Below are 17,263 nucleotides of genomic sequence, written 5' to 3' on the forward strand. Positions count from 1 at the left end.
CCCCCCCCCCCCGCGCCCCGTGGGGCGGCGTCGCTCCGCTCCTCTCCCCCCCCCCCCCCCCCCCCCCCCTCCTCGGCGATTTCGGGCTGGCTGACCGCGATGTGACCTGCGTTACAGAATCGTGACTCTTAACTCTTGACCGAGGCTGTGTGTAAGCGCTTGCATACACAGCGTCGCAACGATCGACCTCAGAGGTGTCCGACGGTCGTCGACGAAGACCCAGAGAGGGAACACTGATGGCATCACGCAACAAGCGCCGCACCGCGGCAGTGTCCGCACTGCTCGTGGCCGGCTTCGCGCTGGCTGGCTGTGCCGACGACAGCACCGACGGAGAGACCCAGACCGCCGGGGGCACGTCGCCCGGCGAGGGCAAGGCCGGCTGCGAGCAGCTGACCGAGTTCGGCGACCTCAGCGGTCGCGAGGTCAACGTCTACACCTCGATCATCGCCCCCGAGGACCAGGCCCACAAGGACTCCTACAAGCTCTTCGAGGAGTGCACCGGGGCGACGGTCAACTACGAGGGCTCCAAGGAGTTCGAGGCGCAGCTCGTCGTGCGCGTGCGCAGCGGCAACGCCCCCGACATCGCCTACATCCCGCAGCCCGGCCTGCTCAAGACCCTGGTCGAGCAGACCGACAAGGTCGTCCCCGCGCCCGAGACCGTGTCGGCCAACGTCGACGAGTTCTTCGGTGAGGACTGGAAGTCCTACGGCACCGTCGCCGACACCTTCTACGCCGCCCCGCTGGGCGCCAACGTGAAGTCGTTCGTGTGGTACTCCCCAGCCATGTTCGAGGAGAACGGCTGGACCGTCCCCGAGACCTGGGACGACATGATGGCGCTGTCCGAGGACGCTGCGGGCAAGGGCATCAAGCCCTGGTGCGCCGGCATCGAGTCGGGCGAGGCGACCGGCTGGGTCACCACCGACTGGCTCGAGGACGCCGTCCTGCGAGACGCCGGCCCCGACGTCTACGACCAGTGGGTCAACCACGAGATCCCCTTCGACGACCCGGCCATCGCCGAGGCGCTCGACCGCGTGGGCTCGGTCCTCAAGGACGAGAACATGGTCAACGGCGGCATCGGCGACGTGAAGTCGATCGCCACCACGCCCTTCCAGGAGGGTGGCCTGCCCATCCTCGACGGTGACTGCGCCATGCACCGCCAGGCGAGCTTCTACGCCGCCAACTGGCCCGAGGGGACCACCGTGGCCGAGGACGGCGACGTCTTCGCCTTCTACCTGCCCACGACCAACGAGGACTTCGGCAAGCCCGTCCTCGGCGGTGGCGAGTTCGTCGCCGCGTTCTCCGACGCTCCCGAGGTCCAGGCCTTCCAGACCTACCTCTCCAGCGACGTGTGGGCCAACGAGAAGGCCATCGCCACCACCGCCGGTGGCTGGGTCAGCTCCAACACGGGTCTCGACATCAACAACCTGGTCAGCCCCATCGACCAGCTGTCGGCCTCGACCCTGCAGGACCCCGACGCGGTCTTCCGCTTCGACGGTTCCGACCAGATGCCCGGTGCCGTCGGCGCCGGCTCCTTCTGGAGCGAGATGACGTCCTGGATCACAGGTGCCAGCACTGCTGACGCCCTGGCCAACGTCGAGTCGTCCTGGCCCACCTCCTAGCGGTCGGGCCCTGACCGGGCCGGGCCGCGGTGTCATCACCGCGGCCCGGTCCGGCCCACGACGCAGCACCGATCGACAAGTCCAGATCCTGTGAAGACGACCCTGTGAAGACGACAAGGACGGGTGAGGCGTGACCACCACCGACAAGCTCCTGCAGATGGGCATCGCGGTGGCGCTGTTCTTCGGCGTCATGGGCGTGATCCTCGTGCTGACCTCCCGGCTGCGCTCCCGCGCCGGGGAGCGGGTCCAGACCGCGGCGTTCCTCGCTCCGTCCCTGCTGCTGATCGCGGCCGGGTTGCTCTACCCCGCGATCAAGACGATCTACCAGTCGTTCTACGACGCGGCCGGCACGACCTTCGTCGGCCTGGACAACTACCAGACGATCGTCACCGACGGCGACCAGCTCCAGGTCCTGCGCAACACCGCGATCTGGGTGGTCCTCACCCCGCTGGCCGCGACGGCGGTGGGGCTCGTCTACGCCGTCCTCATCGACCGCGCCAAGTTCGAGAAGTTCGCCAAGGCCCTGATCTTCCTGCCGATGGCGATCTCCCTGGTCGGGGCCTCGATCATCTGGAAGTTCGTCTACGACTACCGCGGCACCGACGAGAACCAGATCGGCGTCGTCAACCAGATCCTCAAGAGCCTGGGCTTCGACACCTACCGCTTCCTGCTCACCGAGCCGTGGAACACCCTCTTCCTGATCGTCATCATGATCTGGGTCCAGGCCGGCTTCGCGATGACGATCCTGTCGGCCTCGATCAAGGCGATCCCCGAGGACGTCATGGAGGCGGCGCGCCTCGACGGCGCGTCGGCGATGAAGATGTTCCGCTACATCACCGTGCCGAGCATCCGGCCGTCGCTCATCGTCGTGCTCACCACGATCAGCATCTCCACGCTCAAGGTCTTCGACATCGTCCGCACCAGCACCGGCGGCAACTTCGGGACCAGCGTGCTCGCCTACGAGTTCTACGTGCAGAGCTTCCGCTCGTTCAACCAGGGCCTCGGTGCCGCGCTCGCGGTGCTGATCTTCGTCCTGGTGACCCCGATCGTCATCTACAACATCCGTCAGATGCGAAGGATTGAGGCCCGATGACCGCCATCGCTCCGATCACGCCCGAGGTCGAGCCCACGCCCGACGCCCCCCGTCGTACGGCGTCGGAGGCGGCGCACACCGGCCTCACGAGCCGATGGGCCTCGGTCGCCGCGATCGCCATCGCGCTGCTGTGGACCGTGCCGACCTTCGGCCTGTTCGTCTCCTCGTTCCGTCCCGAGGGCGACGTCAAGACGTCAGGGTGGTGGGAGTTCTTCGCCAGCCCCGACGTCACCCTCGACAACTACCGCGCGGTGATCTCCGGCTCCGACACCGACCTCGCGACCTACCTGATCAACTCGATCGTCATCACGATCCCGTCGGTGCTGATCCCGATCAGCCTGGCGACGCTGGCCGCCTACGCGTTCGCATGGATGCGCTTCCCGGGCCGCAACTTCCTGTTCGTGGCCGTCTTCGCGCTCCAGATCGTCCCGATCCAGGTCACCATGATCCCGCTGCTGTCGGCCTACGTGCAGCCGCCGTTCAACCTGATGCCGCTCGCCGGCTCGGACGCCCCCGGTGGCGGTCTCTACACGATCTGGCTCTCGCACTCGATCTTCGCGCTGCCGCTGGCGATCTTCCTGCTGCACAACTTCATGCGCGAGATCCCCGCCGAGCTGATCGAGTCGGCGCGCGTCGACGGCGCCGGGCACGTGCAGTTCTTCCGCCGGATCATGCTGCCGCTGATGATGCCGGCGATCGCGGCCTTCGGGATCTTCCAGTTCCTCTGGGTGTGGAACGACCTGCTCGTCGCCCTCGTCTTCGGCGGCGGCAGCCTCGACATCTCACCGCTCACGGTGCGGCTGGCCGAGCTCTCCGGACAGCGCGGCCAGGACTGGCACCTGCTCTCGGCCGGTGCGTTCGTGTCGCTGGCGGTCCCGTTGATCGTCTTCCTGTCGCTCCAGCGCTACTTCGTGCGCGGGCTCCTCGCCGGCAGCGTCAAGGGCTAGGTCCGCGAGATGACCCCCGCCGGAGCGTCACGCTCGGGCGCGGGCCTCCGAGGCGAGCCATGCGTAGGACGCCTTGGGGGTGCGTGCCTGGTCGTCCGGGTCGATGTGCACGAGGCCGAAGGTCTTCGTGTAGCCCTCCGCCCACTCGAAGTTGTCGAGCAGCGTCCACACGACGTAGGCGCGCACGTCCGCCCCGGCGGCACGGGCGCGGTCGGTGGCGGCGAGGTGGTCGCGCAGGTAGGCCACGCGGTCGTCGTCCTGGACCCGGCCGTCGACGACAGCCGTGTCGGCGTAGGCAGCGCCGTTCTCCATGACCAGCACGGGCAGCGCCGTGCGCCGTGCGGTCTCGACCAGCAGCTCCTCGAGGCCGGCGGCCTCGACCTCCCAGCCGATGTCGGTCACGGGCTCGCGCACCACCAGGTCGAACGACGGCACGCCGGGGTAGGCCTGCCCCTCCGGGTGGTCGTGGGCCGCCGCGTCGGCTCCGGCCAGGTCGGGACGCACGGGGGTGTAGTAGTTGATGCCGACCCAGTCGGCCGACCCCTGGATGAGGGCGAGGTCGTCCTCGCGCACCAGTGCGGGATCGGCCAGCACGGGCGCCACGCTCAGCAACCCCGCGTCGTAGGCGCCGTCGACCAGCGGGTCCAGCCACACCCGGTTGCGGAGGGCGTCGACCCCGTCGGCGACCCCTGCCGCCTCGGGCCGCTCGGGCCAGATGGGGGCCAGGTTGAGCACGATGCCGACGTCGCACGGGCTCGCGGCCCGCATCCGCTCGGCCGCCATCGCGTGTCCCAGCATCAGGTGGTGGGCGGCCCGGTGCGCGTCGCCGCCCTCACGCCGGCCGGGTGCGTGCACGCCGGCGGCGTAGCCGAGGTAGGCCGCGCACCACGGCTCGTTGTGCGTCGCCCACAGCCCGACCCGGTCGGACAGCCGCTCGTGCACGACCATCGCGTAGTCGGCGAAGGCCTCCGACGTCTCGCGCACGAGCCAGCCGCCGGCGTCCTCCAGCGTCTGGGGGAGGTCCCAGTGGTAGAGCGTCGCGGTGGGCTTCACGCCGCGCGCGAGCAGGTCGTCGACCAGGCGGTCGTAGTAGTCCAGCCCGCGGGGCTCCACGCGTCCGGTCCCGCCCGGCACGACGCGCGGCCAGGCGACCGAGAAGCGGTACCAGTCGACGCCGAGGCCGGCCACCAGGTCGGCGTCCTCCTCGGAGCGGTGGTAGGAGTCGCAGGCCACGGCACCGTCGCTGCCGTCGCGCACCGCGCCCGGCCGCTGGGTGAAGGTGTCCCAGATCGAGGGTCCGCGGCCGTCCTCCGTCGTCGCGCCCTCGATCTGGTACGACGCCGTGGCGGTCCCGAGCTCGAGGGTGGAACCGTCCGGGAGGCGCGAGGGCGCGGCGTGGCTCATGGAGCCACCGTAATCTCCTGCGCCGGGGGGAAAGGAACACCGCGGCGATGACCAGCATCGATGACGTCGCTCGCGAGGTCGGCATGAGCACGGCCACGGTCTCCCGGGCGCTGCGCGGCCTTCCCCGGGTCTCGCAGGAGACCCGAGACCGGGTGATCGAGACCGCTCGCCGGTTGGGCTACGTCCCGTCCCCGCATGCGGCCAGCCTGGCCAGCGGGCGCACCGGCTCGATCGCGATCGTGGTCCCCTTCGTGACCCGGTGGTTCTTCGCGATGGTGGTCGACGGGGCCGAGCAGGTGCTGCGCGCCCAGGGCTTCGACGTGCTGCTCTACAACCTCGCCGGTGACGCCGGCACCCGCCACCGGGTGCTCCAGACCCACGTCCTGACCAAGCGGGTGGACGCGATCCTCGTCCTCGGACTGAGCCCCACCGCCGAGGAGGTGGACTGGCTCACGCAGCAGGCCTGCCCGGTCGTGATCCTGGGTGCCGAGGTGCCGAAGTGGCCCAGCGTGCGCATCGACGACACGGAGGTGTCGCGCACCGCCGTGCGCCACCTCGTCGAGCTGGGGCACCGCCGGATCGCCTACGTCGGCAGCCTGGTCGACGAGGGCCTCGACTTCGCGACGCCGAGGGCCCGGCGACGCGCCTACCGGGAGATGCTCGCCGAGCACGGCATCGAGCACGACCCGGCGCTGGAGACCGAGGGGCACTTCACCCTGGTCGGCGGGCGCGAGGCCGGCAACGCGCTGCTGGACCTCCCGGAGCGTCCGACGGCGGTCTTCTGCGCCTCCGACGAGATGGCGATCGGGGTGCTGCGCGCCAGCCGCGAGCGAGGGGTGCGGGTGCCCGAGGACTGGTCGGTCATCGGGATCGACGACCACGAGATGGCGCCGTACTTCGACCTCACGACGGTCCGGCAGCCGGTCAGCGAGCAGGGCGCGGTGGCCGGGCGCCACATCCTGCGCTGCCTGGGCGTGGCGACGGTCGAGGAGCCCGAGCACGTCGTGCTCCCCACCGAGCTGGTGGTGCGCGGGACGACCGCTGAGATCGGTCTGTCGGTGCAACCTACGCGCGGGTAGGTTCTGCCCCAGGACCTCGAGGTGAAGGGCGTCACACATGCCGCAGGACACGTACGACTACGTCATCGTCGGAGCAGGGAGCGCGGGCGCCGTGCTCGCCGCCCGCCTGACGGAGGACCCGGGCACCACGGTGCTCCTGCTCGAGGCGGGGGGCGAGGCCGACGCCGACGAGGTGATGATCCCGGCCGCCTTCCCCACGATGTTCAAGACCAAGTGGGACTGGAACTACTCCACCACCGAGCAGAAGCAGCTCCACGGCCGCCGGGCCTACTGGCCGCGGATGAAGGCCCTCGGCGGCTGCTCCTCGATGAACGCGATGATCTACATCCGCGGCAACCGCGCCGACTACGACTCCTGGCGCGACCAGTACGGCGCCGAGGGCTGGGGCTTCGACGACGTGCTGCCCTACTTCGTGAAGAGCGAGGGCAACACCCGCCTCGGGGGCCCGCTGCACGGGCAGGACGGCCCGCTGCACGTCGAGGACCGCGCCTACGACCACGAGCTCAGCCACCTCTTCGTGCAGAGCGCCGTCAGCGCCGGCCACAAGCCCACCGACGACTTCAACGGGGCCGAGCAGGAGGGCGCCGGTCTCTACCAGGTCACCTGCAAGAAGGGTCGGCGCTGGTCGACCAACGAGGGCTACCTGCGCCCCGCCCGCACCCGGCCCAACCTGACCGTCACGACGGGGGCCCTCGCGTCCCGCCTGGAGATCTCCGGGGAGCGGGTCACGGGCGTGACCTTCCGCCAGGGCGGCTCCGAGCACACCGTGCTCGCCGCCCGCGAGGTGCTGCTCTGCGGCGGGGCGATCAACAGCCCGCAGCTCCTGATGCTCTCGGGCATCGGCCCGAAGGCCCACCTGGCCGAGGTCGGCATCGACACCGTGGTCGAGCTGAGCGGTGTGGGCGCCAACCTGCAGGACCACCCGGTGACCCCGCTGCTCTGGTACACCCGCGGCACCACCGACCTGGGCCAGCTCAACAACCTCACCAACTTCATCCGCTGGAAGGCACGCGGCACCGGCCCGCTGTCCTCCAACGTGGGGGAGGCGGGCGCGTTCTTCGCCAGCCGCGACGGCCTGGCCGCCCCGGACATCCAGATCCACGCCGCACCGGCCGGCTTCTACGACAACGGGCTGCACGAGCCCACGAGCCGCATGTTCACCGCCGCCCCGACCCTGGTCTCGGTGCAGAGCCGCGGCTCGATCCGGCTGCGGTCGGCCGACCCGTCGTGGCACCCGGCCATCGACGCGGCCTACCTCGAGGACCAGACCGACCTCGACGCCCTCCTCGCGGGAGCGCGTCGTACCTTCGAGATCGTGACGCAGGGCGCCCTGAGCAACTACATCGACCGCCCGTGGAACCTGCCCCACCACCCCACCGACGAGGACCTGCTCGAGCACATCCGCACCTGGACGCAGACGCTCTACCACCCGGTCGCGACCTGTGCGATGGGCACCGGCGAGGACGCCGTCGTCGACGCGCAGCTCAAGGTCCGCGGCATCGAGGGCCTGCGCGTGGTCGATGCCTCCGTCATGCCGGCCGTGCCGCGCGGCAACACCAACGCCCCCACCGTGATGGTGGCCGAGAAGGCCGCCGACGAGATCAGGAAGAGCCGATGACCGAGATCCAGGACCGTCCCGCCGCTGCCCCCGTCGCCACGGCGACGTTCGAGTCGCTCAGCCCGATCACCGGCGACGTCGTCGGCACCCACCCGATCCACACCGCGGAGGAGGTCGAGGCCGCCGTCGTCCGTGCCCGCGATGCCGCCGCCTGGTGGGCAGGTCTGTCGTACGACGCCCGGGCGACGCACCTGAGCACCTGGAAGGGGGTCATCACACGACGCCTCGCGCAGCTGGCCGACCTGATGCACCAGGAGACCGGCAAGCCCCACGGCGACGCGATGCTCGAGGCCGCGCTGGCGATCGACCACCTGGCCTGGGCCGGTGGGCACGCCGAGAAGGTGCTCAAGCGGCGGCGGGTGCCGTCCGGGCTCCTGATGGCCAACCAGGCCGCGTCCCTGGAGTACCGCCCACTCGGCGTCATCGGGGTCATCGGCCCGTGGAACTACCCGGTCTTCACGCCGATGGGCTCGATCGGCTACGCGCTGGCCGCCGGCAACGCGGTCGTCTTCAAGCCCAGCGAGTTCACCCCCGGGGTCGGTGAGTGGCTGGCCCGCACGTTCCAGGAGACGGTCGGCCGGCCGGTCCTCCAGGTCGTGACCGGCTTCGGCGACACCGGCGCCGCGCTGTGCCGCGCCGGGGTCGACAAGGTCGCCTTCACCGGCTCCACCGCGACCGGCAAGCGGGTCATGGCGGCCTGCGCGGAGAACCTCGTGCCCGTGATCATCGAGGCCGGTGGCAAGGACGCGGTCATCATCGACGCCGACGCCGACATCGACGCCGCGGCGGACGCGACGCTCTGGGGTGCGTGCTCCAACGCCGGCCAGACCTGCACCGGGGTCGAGCGGGTCTACGTCCACGACAAGGTCTACGACCAGTTCATGGCCGTGCTCACCGAGAAGGCCCGTGACCTCTACGCCGACGCGAGCCCCAGCTCCCCGATGGGCCCGATCACGATGCCGAAGCAGATGGACGTGATCCGCGGCCACATCCAGGACGCGCTCGACCGGGGTGGTCGCGCGGTCGTCGGCGGCATCGACGCCGTGGGGGAGCGATTCGTGCAGCCGACGATCCTGGTCGACGTGCCGGAGGACTCGCGCGCGGTGCAGGAGGAGACGTTCGGACCCACCGTCACCGTGGCCCGGGTGCGAGACATGGAGGAGGCGATCGCCCTCACCAACGCGACCAGGTTCGGCCTCGGCTCGACGGTGTTCTCCCAGGCGCGCGGCATGGAGATCGCCGAGCGGATCCGGTCGGGCATGACCGCGATCAACGGCATCATCAGCTTCGCCGCGATCCCCTCGCTGCCCTTCGGCGGCATCGGCGACTCCGGCTTCGGGCGCATCCACGGCGCCGACGGACTGCGGGAGTTCACCTACGCCAAGGCGATCGCGCGCCAGCGCTTCAAGCCGGCCATGGCGCTCACGTCGTTCGGCCGCACGGAGAAGGCCGACCAGCAGCTCGCCACGATCATGACGATGCTGCACGGTCGGGGCACGACGATCCCGAAGGACTGACCAGCGGGCTCAGCCCGTGGCGCCGTCCTCGGCCTCGGCGATCTGGCGGCGTACGTCGGTCATGTCGAGGCCCTTGACGCCGGCGATGACCTGCTCCAGGCCGGCGGCGGGGAGCGCACCGGGCTGGGCGAAGACCAGGATCCCCTCGCGAAAGGCCATCAGCGTGGGGATCGACTGGATCCCGGCGGCTGCCGACAGCTCCTGCTGCTCCTCGGTGTTGATCGACCCGAACGTCACGTCGGTGTGCACCTCGGAGGCAGCCTCGTAGGTGGGGGCGAACTGCTGGCACGGACCGCACCAGCTCGCCCAGAAGTCGACGAGCAGGATGTCGTCGCTCTCGACGTGGGTCGCGAAGTTGTCGTTGGTCAGCTCGATGGTGGCCATGTCTCCACCGTACGACGGGCCCGGAGAACCGTCACGTCGGCGACCGCTCAGCGAAGCTGGTAGGTCGCCAGGGACACACCGACGTAGTGGCTGACGAACGCCAGGATCGTGAAGGTGTGGAAGACCTCGTGGAAGCCGAACCAGGTCGGCCACGGGTTGGGCTTCTTGAAGCCGTAGACGATGCCGCCGGCGGTGTAGAAGATCCCACCGACCGCGATGAGGACCAGGACGGCCGTGGCGGGTCCGCTCCCGAGACGCTCGGTGGCACCGTCGATGAACCCGGGGATGAAGAAGACCGCGGCCCAGCCCATGCCGATGTAGATCGGGGTGTAGAGCCAGCGGGGGGCGTCGGTCCAGAAGACCCGGAAGAGCACGCCGAGGATCGCGCAGGCCCACACGGTGGTGAGCAGCACGGCCCGCTGGGTGCCCTCGAGCAGCATCAGCGTCAGCGGCGTGTAGGAGCCGGCGATGAGCACGAAGATGTTGGCGTGGTCGAAGCGTCGGAGCGTCTGCCAGGTCCGAGGCGACCAGGACCCGGTGTGGTAGATCGCCGACACGCCGAAGAGCAGCAGCGCGCTGGCGGCGAAGACCGCTGAGCCCCAGCGGGTGGTGGAGTCGGGGGAGAGCACGACCAGCACGATGCCGCCGGCGAGGGCCAGGGGCGTCAGCACCAGGTGCAGCCACCCGCGCAGCTTGGGCTTGACCTCGGCGATGGTCTCACTGACGACCTCGCCGAGATGGTCGAGTCCGGCACGCACGGCTTCGTTGGCGTGGTTCAGCGGTCGGCTCATGGATCGACGATAGCGGGGGTCCGGCTGCGAGTGACACTTCCGGGATGATCGTCACGCGCCACCGTGGGGCGTCTCACCCCTTACGCTGGGCCGGTGGCCGACTGGAAGCGAGGACTGCGGCGGGTGCTCTACCCCGCCTACGAGTCGCGGCTGCTGCGCCGGATGCCGGCCAACCTGCCCCAGCACGTGGGGGTCATGCTCGACGGCAACCGTCGCTGGGCCAAGGAGGTGGGGCGCGACACCGCCCACGGGCACCGGGCCGGGGCCGCCAACATCGAGCCGCTCCTCGGCTGGTGCGACGAGGTCGGCATCGAGGTCGTCACGCTGTGGCTGCTCTCGACCGACAACCTCAACCGTCCCGAGGCCGAGCTCATCCCGCTGCTGCAGATCATCGAGGAGGCCGTCGACTCCCTCGCCGACCAGCGCAAGTGGCGGCTGCACCCCGTGGGGGCGCTCGACCTGCTTCCCGCGGCGACCTCCGCACGGCTGAAGGCGGCCGCCGAGGCGACGCGCGACGTCGACGGGATGCTCGTCAACATCGCGGTCGGCTACGGCGGGCGGCGCGAGATCGCCGACGCCGTACGCTCCCTGCTCCACGAGCACGCCGCCAAGGGCACGTCCCTGGAGGAGCTGGCCGCCGTGCTGGACGTCGAGCACATCTCCGACCACCTCTACACCAAGGGTCAGCCGGACCCCGACCTCGTGATCCGCACGTCGGGCGAGCAGCGGCTCGGCGGGTTCCTGCTGTGGCAGAGCGCCAAGTCGGAGTTCTACTTCTGCGAGGCCTACTGGCCCGACTTCCGCCGCGTCGACTTCCTGCGCGCGATCCGGGCCTACGCCCTCCGCGAGCGGCGCCACGGCACGTGACACGACGTAACCCAGCCTTCACCCCGTGTTCGGGCGTGTCGCTGCTGGACGGCTTGGTCCCAGGCGTACTTTCGGCTCAATGGCGAGTGGGGAAGCTCGCCACATCGGAGGCCCGTTCGTGATCGCTCACGACCAGCTCGCTGGGACCAGACTGCAGGCGCAGACCTGCACGTCGTCCTGGCTGGACGGATGCCGGCACTCCGGCGTTCGGGTGACGTTCCGGTCCATCTGCGTCGACTAGGGCCGGGCGTCGAGTGCGCGCGCGGTCTCCTGAGGGGTGTCCCGTGGCATCAACGCCCAAGAAGTCCGAGCAGAAGGCCCGCAGGGCCAAGGTGGCTGCTCCGCTCAACCGCACCTACGTCCTGGACACCAGCGTCCTGCTGGCCGACCCCGCGGCGCTGCGACGTTTCGAGGAGCACGAGGTCGTGCTGCCCGTTGTCGTGATCACCGAGCTGGAGGCCAAGCGGCACCACCCCGAGCTCGGCTACTTCGCACGAGCGGCCCTGCGTGCGCTCGACGAGATGCGCGTCGTGCACGGTCGCCTCGACGAGCCGGTCCCCGTCGGCGAGCTCGGCGGGACGCTGCGCGTCGAGCTCAACCACACCGACCCCAACGCCCTCCCCTCGGGCTTCCGGCTCGGCGACAACGACACCCGCATCCTGGCCGTGGCCCGCAACCTCGCCGACGAGGGCCACGACGTCACGCTGGTCTCCAAGGACCTGCCGATGCGCATCAAGGCCTCCGCGGTGGGCCTCGACGCCCAGGAGTACCGCGGGGAGGCGATCAACGACTCCGACACCGGCTACTCCGGGATGGCCGAGCTCGAGGTCGAGGCCGCCGAGCTCGACGAGCTCTACGACGACGGGGTCCTCGACATCGAGGCCGCCCGGAGCCTGCCCTGCCACCAGGGGCTGGTTCTGCTCTCCGACCGCGGCACCGCGCTCGGTCGGGTCGGACCCGACAAGCAGGTGCACCTCGTGCGTGGCGACCGGGAGGCCTTCGGCATCCACGGCCGCAGCGCCGAGCAGCGCATCGCGCTGGAGATGCTGCTCGACCCCGAGGTCGGCATCGTGTCCCTCGGTGGGCGCGCCGGCACCGGCAAGTCGGCCATGGCGCTGTGCGCGGGGCTCGAGGCGGTGCTCGAGCGTGGCCACCACAAGAAGGTCGTGGTCTTCCGGCCGCTCTTCGCCGTCGGCGGCCAGGAGCTCGGCTACCTGCCCGGCTCGGAGTCGGAGAAGATGTCGCCCTGGGGCCAGGCGGTCTTCGACACCCTCGGCGCGATGACCTCCAAGGACGTCATCGACGAGATCCTCGACCGGGGCATGCTCGAGGTGCTCCCGCTGACGCACATCCGCGGTCGATCGCTGCACGACGCGTTCGTGATCGTCGACGAGGCCCAGTCGCTGGAGCGCAACGTGCTGCTCACCGTGCTCTCGCGCATCGGGGCCAACTCCAAGGTCGTCCTGACCCACGACGTCGCCCAGCGCGACAACCTGCGCGTCGGGCGCCACGACGGCGTGGTAGCGGTCATCGAGAAGCTCAAGGGCCACCCGCTCTTCGCCCACGTGACCCTGACCCGCTCGGAGCGCTCGCCCATCGCCGCGCTCGTGACGGAGATGCTGGAGAACGTCACGGTCTGACGCCGAGCGACCCCACCCCCGACAGCTGGGGCCGCTGTGCCCCGCGAGTCCTTTGTGACGCGTGGGGCACGGTGTGCTCCAGGTCTCGTGAAGTTTTCCACCAATGCCGTGGTTCGGTTTGCGCGCCCCCGAGTGTTCATGCAAGGTGGGTCGAGATCTTTCCGTGACCTTCTGGGCTGCGTCGATCGCCCGTGTCACCGAAGCACCTCCGCATGACCTGCCCGTGTCGTCTACCTCTGGACTCATCCTCTGTGTCGAAGCACGCCAAGCACGTCCCCCAGCACCGCGCCCCTGTCCAGCGACCCGGCGCGGCCCTCGTCGAGGCTCCTCGCAAGGCGCTGCGCACCACGCTGATCCTCTCCTCGGTGGCCGTCGCCGCGACCGGCGCGACCGTCTCGGCGGGCCTGCTGACCCAGTCGCCGGCCGTCTCGGCCAGCGCCGACGACCTGGCCGTCGACCCCAACGTCCTCTCGTCGACCACCGACGACGTGGCCGAGGTCGACGACGCGCCGCAGAGCTCGCTGAGCGAGGCGGGCCTCGCGCGGCGCAGTGCCGAGGTCTCCCGCTCCTCTCGCCGACAGGAGCTCGCGCCGGCCGCTGGCAAGGAGGCCGAGCTGCTCCAGTCCGAGGGCACCACGCTCACTCGCACCGAGGATCTCTCCGACAACGACCCGCGCGACATCGGTCGGGCTCTCCTCGCGGAGCTCGGCTTCTCCTCCGACCAGTTCGGTTGCCTGGACTCGCTGTGGACCCGCGAGTCCGGCTGGAACGTCTACGCCGACAACCCGAGCTCCTCGGCCTACGGCATCCCGCAGTCGCTGCCGGGCTCCAAGATGGCCTCGGCCGGCGCCGACTGGGCGACCAACCCCGTGACGCAGATCCGCTGGGGCCTGGGCTACATCCAGGACCGCTACGGCAGCCCCTGCGGCGCCTGGGCGCACAGCGAGTCCAACGGCTGGTACTGACCAGCCCTCAACGGCTGACGAGCAGGTAGCGCTCGTCGGTGATCGGCCCACCCCAGAAGACCTCCTCGGGCAGCAGCCGCACCTCCACGTGGTCACGCTGCGCGCCCACGAGCGCCGCACAGTCCTCGGCGCCGATCCCGCCGCCGGTGTGCCAGCGCCCCTCGACGAGCAGCAGCCGCCCGCCGGGCCGGAGCAGCGCGACCCAGCGGCGCAGTGCCTGAGCCGGGTCGGGCATCGCCCACAGGACGTGACGCACGAGCACCACGTCGACCGAGCCCTCGTCGTACGGCGGGTCCCCGGCGTCCCCGACGACGACCTCCACGTCGAGCCCGGCAGCGACGTGCTTGGCGCGGGCGGCGTCGACCATCGCGGGGGCGAAGTCGAGCCCGCGGACCCGGTGACCGTCCCGCGCGAGGAGCGCCGACAGCGTCCCGGTCCCGCAGCCGAGGTCGACCACGTCGCACGGTGCGGAGGGCAGGTGCTCGCACAGCAGGCTGCGCCAGGCCTCCCTCGTGACCGGGTCGCTCAGCCCGTGGTCGGGCTCCTGGTCGAAGGTGGCGGCCTCGCCGTCCCAGTAGTTGCGCTCGCTCATCGGTCCCTCGGCTCGCTGGTGACTGGTAAAGTGCGGTTCGTCAGTGATGCACGAGGGGACGCTATCCAGACAAGGAGTGACTGGTCAAGTGGCATTCGACAGTCATGTGCTCACGTTGGTCGAGGTGGCCGCCCGGTTGGTCAACGAGCTGACGCCCGGGTCCCGGGGCGGTCACGACCTCGAGGCGCCGACCGGTGAGGCGCGCGTCCGAGCCACGGCTGCGGCGCTGGGTGGCGACGGTCGACGCACGCCCGACGTGCTTCCCCGCGAGGCCGAGATCCTCGCCGGACACGCCGTCGACCTGCGTGACGCCTTCGAGGCCGCGCACGGCGGCGACCTGGAACGAGCGGCCGGCGTCGTCAACACGCTGCTGGGCGCGACGGGGGCCCGGCCCCAGCTCGACCCGTTGCCCGGGGGCGCGTGGCACGTGCACTTCCACGGGGCCGACGACACCCTGGCCACGGGGTGGGCGGCCGGGTGCGCCACCGGTCTCGCGCTCGCGCTCGGCAGCGACCTCGCCGGCCGGCTCGGCGTCTGCGACGCCGATCGCTGCGACCGGGTCTACGTCGACACCTCCAGGAACGGTCGACGCCGTTTCTGCTCCACCACCTGCCAGAGCCGTGTCAAGGCTGCAGCCCACCGCGCGCGGCGGTGAGCCGCGCCGGCTCATCGGGCGACGAAGACCGTGACGTGGCCCGCGTACTCGCGGGAGCCCTCGAAGTGGGGGAGGTCCCACTCGACCGGCTCCTGCGAGGAGTGCAGGTAGGCCACGGCGGCGGCGTGGTCGGGGAAGACCGCCCGCGTGCGCAGGTCGTCGCGCCGCGCGTCGGAGAAGTGGCGTCGCAGGGCCTCCTCGCCGTTCTCGCTGCTGAAGTGGGTGAGCGCGAGCGGTCCGCCGGCCGACTGCCGCAGCTCACCGACGTGCTCGTCGCCGTTGGTGACGGCGACGAACGTGCCGCCGGGGCGCAGGACGCGGCGCACCTCGGCGAGGCCGCGGTGCAGGTCGGTGACGTGGTAGAGCATCCACATCGCCGCGACGACGTCGAAGGAGTCGTCCGGGAAGGGCAGCGACTGGGTGTCGGCCACGTGCGCGGTGATGCCCCGGGCGGCGGTCAGCTCCACCAGGCGCTCCGACTGGTCGATGGCGACCAGGTCGAGCCCCGGCAGCCGGGCGGCGACGCGCTCGGCGAAGACCCCGGTCCCGCAGCCCACCTCGAGCATCCGGGCCGGCGAGGCGGCGGCGACCTCCTCGAGGGCGACCGTCGACGGGTCCCGACCCTCGTGGGTGGGCTGCCAGACCGACTCGCGGGTCTGGAGGTTGCCCTCGTCGGCGTACTGACGCCGGACGGTGTCGGGTGCGTGCGCCTCGAAGCCGGTCACGGGTGGGTCATCCCTTCCAGGTCGAGTGCGGCGTCGAGCTGGGCCTCGGTGAGGTCGCCGCGCTCGACGTGTCCCAGGGCGATCACGGTCTCGCGGATCGTCGCTCCCTCGGCCAACGCCCTCTTGGCGATGGCGGCGGCGGCCTCGTAGCCGACGTACGTGTTGAGGGGGGTGACCACGGATGGCGACGAGGCGGCGTAGCGGCGCATGCGCTCGGCGTCGGCGGTGATCCCGTCGACGCAGCGCTGCGCGAGCAGGGTCATGGACGTGGACAGGATGCGGATCGACTCCAGCAGGTTGCGGGCCATCACGGGCATCGCGACGTTGAGCTCGAAGCTGCCGCTGGCCCCGGCGACGGTGAGGACCGTGTCGTTGCCGATGACCTGGGCGCAGACCATCAGCGTGGCCTCGGGCAGCACCGGGTTGACCTTGCCGGGCATGATGCTGGAGCCCGGCTGGAGGTCGGGGAGATGGATCTCCGCGAGGCCGGTGGTCGGTCCCGAGGACATCCAGCGCAGGTCGTTGCAGATCTTGGTCAGGCCGACCGCGATGGTGCGCAGCACGCCGCTGAGCTCGACGAGCGAGTCGCGGGTGCCCTGCGCCTCGAAGTGGTTGCGTGCCTCGGTGAAGGTCTCACCGGTCAGCTCGTTGAGCTCGCCGATCGCGCCGGCGGCGAAGCCGGCGGGCGTGTTGATCCCGGTGCCGACGGCGGTGCCGCCGAGCGGCAGCTCCCGAACCCGCGGGAGCACCGACTCGAGCCGTTCGGCGCCGTAGCGCACCGTCGCGGCATAGCCGCCCAGCTCCTGACCGAGCATCACCGGCGTCGCGTCCATCAGATGGGTGCGGCCGGACTTCACCAACCCGCCGAACTCCTCGGCCTTGGCGCCGAGGCTGCCCTCGAGCACCCCGAGGGCCGGCAGCAGGTCGCCCACGACGGCGCGGGTGACCGCGACGTGGATGGCGGTCGGGAAGGTGTCGTTGCTCGACTGGCTGGCGTTGACGTGGTCGTTGGGGTGCACCTCGACGCCGGCGCGGGCCGCCAGCGAGGCGATGACCTCGTTGGCGTTCATGTTGGAGCTCGTGCCCGACCCGGTCTGGAAGACGTCGATCGGGAAGTGGTCGTCGTGCTCACCCTCAGCCACCTCCGCAGCGGCCTCCCGGATGGCGCCGGCCTGCTCCGCGGTGAGGATGTCGAGACGCTCGTTGGTGGTGGCGGCCGCCGCCTTCACCAGGGCCAGGGCCTCGATCATCCGGCGCTCCAGGCGGGTGTCGCTGATCGGGAAGTTCTCCACCGCCCGCTGCGTCTGGGCCCGCCAGAGGGCGTCGCGGGGCACCCGGACCTCGCCCATGGAGTCGTGCTCGGTGCG

At 70.8% G+C, this 17,263-nt stretch carries 16 protein-coding genes; 10 read left to right on the forward strand and 6 right to left on the reverse strand.

What is annotated here, in order from left to right; all coding sequences use genetic code 11:
* Window positions 1-236: 236 nt before the first annotated feature.
* From RMN98_RS00020 to RMN98_RS00030, 3 genes are all read left to right on the forward strand, one after another.
* Window positions 237-1,619 (forward strand): ABC transporter substrate-binding protein, encoded by a 1,383-nt coding sequence (locus RMN98_RS00020; RefSeq protein ID WP_309646745.1) that lies wholly within the window; start codon window positions 237-239, stop codon window positions 1,617-1,619.
* 130 nt (window positions 1,620-1,749) lie between these two features.
* Window positions 1,750-2,712: a sugar ABC transporter permease gene (locus RMN98_RS00025; RefSeq protein ID WP_309646746.1), complete on the forward strand. Its 963-nt coding sequence runs from the start codon at window positions 1,750-1,752 to the stop codon at window positions 2,710-2,712.
* Window positions 2,709-3,659, forward strand: a complete 951-nt coding sequence (locus RMN98_RS00030) for a carbohydrate ABC transporter permease (protein ID WP_309646747.1) — start codon at window positions 2,709-2,711, stop codon at window positions 3,657-3,659. The genes RMN98_RS00025 and RMN98_RS00030 overlap by 4 nt, the downstream gene beginning before the upstream one ends.
* Window positions 3,660-3,686: 27 nt before the next feature.
* On the opposite strand, the gene RMN98_RS00035 is transcribed toward RMN98_RS00030, so the two are convergent.
* Window positions 3,687-5,063 (reverse strand): GH1 family beta-glucosidase, encoded by a 1,377-nt coding sequence (locus tag RMN98_RS00035; RefSeq protein ID WP_309646748.1) that lies wholly within the window; start codon window positions 5,061-5,063, stop codon window positions 3,687-3,689.
* Window positions 5,064-5,110: 47 nt separating this feature from the next.
* Here RMN98_RS00035 and RMN98_RS00040 point away from each other — a divergent pair, with 47 nt between their 5' ends.
* Genes RMN98_RS00040 through RMN98_RS00050 form a run of 3 tightly spaced genes read left to right on the forward strand, consistent with a single transcriptional unit; the run spans window position 5,111 to window position 9,277 of the window.
* Window positions 5,111-6,142 (forward strand): LacI family DNA-binding transcriptional regulator, encoded by a 1,032-nt coding sequence (locus RMN98_RS00040; protein WP_309646749.1) that lies wholly within the window; start codon window positions 5,111-5,113, stop codon window positions 6,140-6,142.
* Between the two features lie 37 nt (window positions 6,143-6,179).
* On the forward strand, window positions 6,180-7,760 hold the full coding sequence (locus tag RMN98_RS00045; protein WP_309646750.1) for a GMC family oxidoreductase N-terminal domain-containing protein: 1,581 nt from the start codon (window positions 6,180-6,182) through the stop codon (window positions 7,758-7,760).
* The gene (locus RMN98_RS00050; protein ID WP_309646751.1) at window positions 7,757-9,277 is read left to right on the forward strand and encodes an aldehyde dehydrogenase family protein; all 1,521 of its coding nucleotides are present in this window, start codon (window positions 7,757-7,759) and stop codon (window positions 9,275-9,277) included. Before RMN98_RS00045 ends, RMN98_RS00050 begins: the two co-directional genes overlap by 4 nt.
* A 9-nt stretch (window positions 9,278-9,286) precedes the next feature.
* Here RMN98_RS00050 and RMN98_RS00055 read toward each other — a convergent pair whose 3' ends face one another.
* Together RMN98_RS00055 and RMN98_RS00060 are read right to left on the reverse strand one after the other, a co-directional pair.
* The gene (locus tag RMN98_RS00055) at window positions 9,287-9,661 is read right to left on the reverse strand and encodes a thioredoxin domain-containing protein (protein ID WP_309646752.1); all 375 of its coding nucleotides are present in this window, start codon (window positions 9,659-9,661) and stop codon (window positions 9,287-9,289) included.
* 47 nt (window positions 9,662-9,708) lie between these two features.
* Window positions 9,709-10,452, reverse strand: coding sequence for a hemolysin III family protein (locus RMN98_RS00060; protein WP_309646753.1), 744 nt, complete (start codon window positions 10,450-10,452; stop codon window positions 9,709-9,711).
* A gap of 93 nt (window positions 10,453-10,545) precedes the next feature.
* On the opposite strand from RMN98_RS00060, the gene RMN98_RS00065 reads away from it, so the two are divergent.
* The 3 genes from RMN98_RS00065 (at window position 10,546) to RMN98_RS00075 (ending at window position 13,924) form a co-directional block, all read left to right on the forward strand.
* A complete protein-coding gene (locus RMN98_RS00065; RefSeq protein WP_309646754.1) occupies window positions 10,546-11,319 on the forward strand; it encodes an isoprenyl transferase in 774 nt (257 codons plus the stop codon).
* A 284-nt stretch (window positions 11,320-11,603) separates the two neighbouring features.
* Window positions 11,604-12,959: a PhoH family protein gene (locus RMN98_RS00070; protein ID WP_397208395.1), complete on the forward strand. Its 1,356-nt coding sequence runs from the start codon at window positions 11,604-11,606 to the stop codon at window positions 12,957-12,959.
* Between the two features lie 251 nt (window positions 12,960-13,210).
* Window positions 13,211-13,924 (forward strand): lytic transglycosylase domain-containing protein, encoded by a 714-nt coding sequence (locus RMN98_RS00075; protein WP_309646755.1) that lies wholly within the window; start codon window positions 13,211-13,213, stop codon window positions 13,922-13,924.
* Between the two features lie 7 nt (window positions 13,925-13,931).
* Here RMN98_RS00075 and RMN98_RS00080 read toward each other — a convergent pair whose 3' ends face one another.
* A complete protein-coding gene (locus RMN98_RS00080) occupies window positions 13,932-14,516 on the reverse strand; it encodes a class I SAM-dependent methyltransferase (RefSeq protein ID WP_309646756.1) in 585 nt (194 codons plus the stop codon).
* Between the two features lie 88 nt (window positions 14,517-14,604).
* On the opposite strand from RMN98_RS00080, the gene RMN98_RS00085 reads away from it, so the two are divergent.
* Window positions 14,605-15,171 (forward strand): CGNR zinc finger domain-containing protein, encoded by a 567-nt coding sequence (locus tag RMN98_RS00085; RefSeq protein WP_309646757.1) that lies wholly within the window; start codon window positions 14,605-14,607, stop codon window positions 15,169-15,171.
* Between the two features lie 11 nt (window positions 15,172-15,182).
* Here RMN98_RS00085 and RMN98_RS00090 read toward each other — a convergent pair whose 3' ends face one another.
* Both RMN98_RS00090 and RMN98_RS00095 read right to left on the reverse strand, forming a co-directional pair.
* Window positions 15,183-15,896, reverse strand: a complete 714-nt coding sequence (locus RMN98_RS00090; protein WP_309646758.1) for a class I SAM-dependent methyltransferase — start codon at window positions 15,894-15,896, stop codon at window positions 15,183-15,185.
* A complete protein-coding gene (locus RMN98_RS00095; protein WP_309646802.1) occupies window positions 15,893-17,245 on the reverse strand; it encodes a class II fumarate hydratase in 1,353 nt (450 codons plus the stop codon). The genes RMN98_RS00090 and RMN98_RS00095 overlap by 4 nt, the downstream gene beginning before the upstream one ends.
* Between the last annotated feature and the right edge of the window lie 18 nt (window positions 17,246-17,263).

Source organism: Nocardioides sp. (genome assembly GCF_031397825.1).
GTDB lineage: Bacteria > Actinomycetota > Actinomycetes > Propionibacteriales > Nocardioidaceae > Nocardioides.

What these genes read in the sequence shown, in the direction of transcription:
- RMN98_RS00080 (WP_309646756.1), bottom strand. Translation starts at nt 14,516, where the DNA reads ATGAGCGAGCGCAACTACTGGGACGGCGAGGCCGCCACCTTCGACCAG.
- RMN98_RS00055 (WP_309646752.1), bottom strand. Translation starts at nt 9,661, where the DNA reads ATGGCCACCATCGAGCTGACCAACGACAACTTCGCGACCCACGTCGAG.
- RMN98_RS00050 (WP_309646751.1), top strand. Translation starts at nt 7,757, where the DNA reads ATGACCGAGATCCAGGACCGTCCCGCCGCTGCCCCCGTCGCCACGGCG.
- RMN98_RS00095 (WP_309646802.1), bottom strand. Translation starts at nt 17,245, where the DNA reads ATGGGCGAGGTCCGGGTGCCCCGCGACGCCCTCTGGCGGGCCCAGACG.
- RMN98_RS00030 (WP_309646747.1), top strand. Translation starts at nt 2,709, where the DNA reads ATGACCGCCATCGCTCCGATCACGCCCGAGGTCGAGCCCACGCCCGAC.
- RMN98_RS00060 (WP_309646753.1), bottom strand. Translation starts at nt 10,452, where the DNA reads ATGAGCCGACCGCTGAACCACGCCAACGAAGCCGTGCGTGCCGGACTC.
- RMN98_RS00040 (WP_309646749.1), top strand. Translation starts at nt 5,111, where the DNA reads ATGACCAGCATCGATGACGTCGCTCGCGAGGTCGGCATGAGCACGGCC.
- RMN98_RS00045 (WP_309646750.1), top strand. Translation starts at nt 6,180, where the DNA reads ATGCCGCAGGACACGTACGACTACGTCATCGTCGGAGCAGGGAGCGCG.
- RMN98_RS00035 (WP_309646748.1), bottom strand. Translation starts at nt 5,063, where the DNA reads ATGAGCCACGCCGCGCCCTCGCGCCTCCCGGACGGTTCCACCCTCGAG.
- RMN98_RS00020 (WP_309646745.1), top strand. Translation starts at nt 237, where the DNA reads ATGGCATCACGCAACAAGCGCCGCACCGCGGCAGTGTCCGCACTGCTC.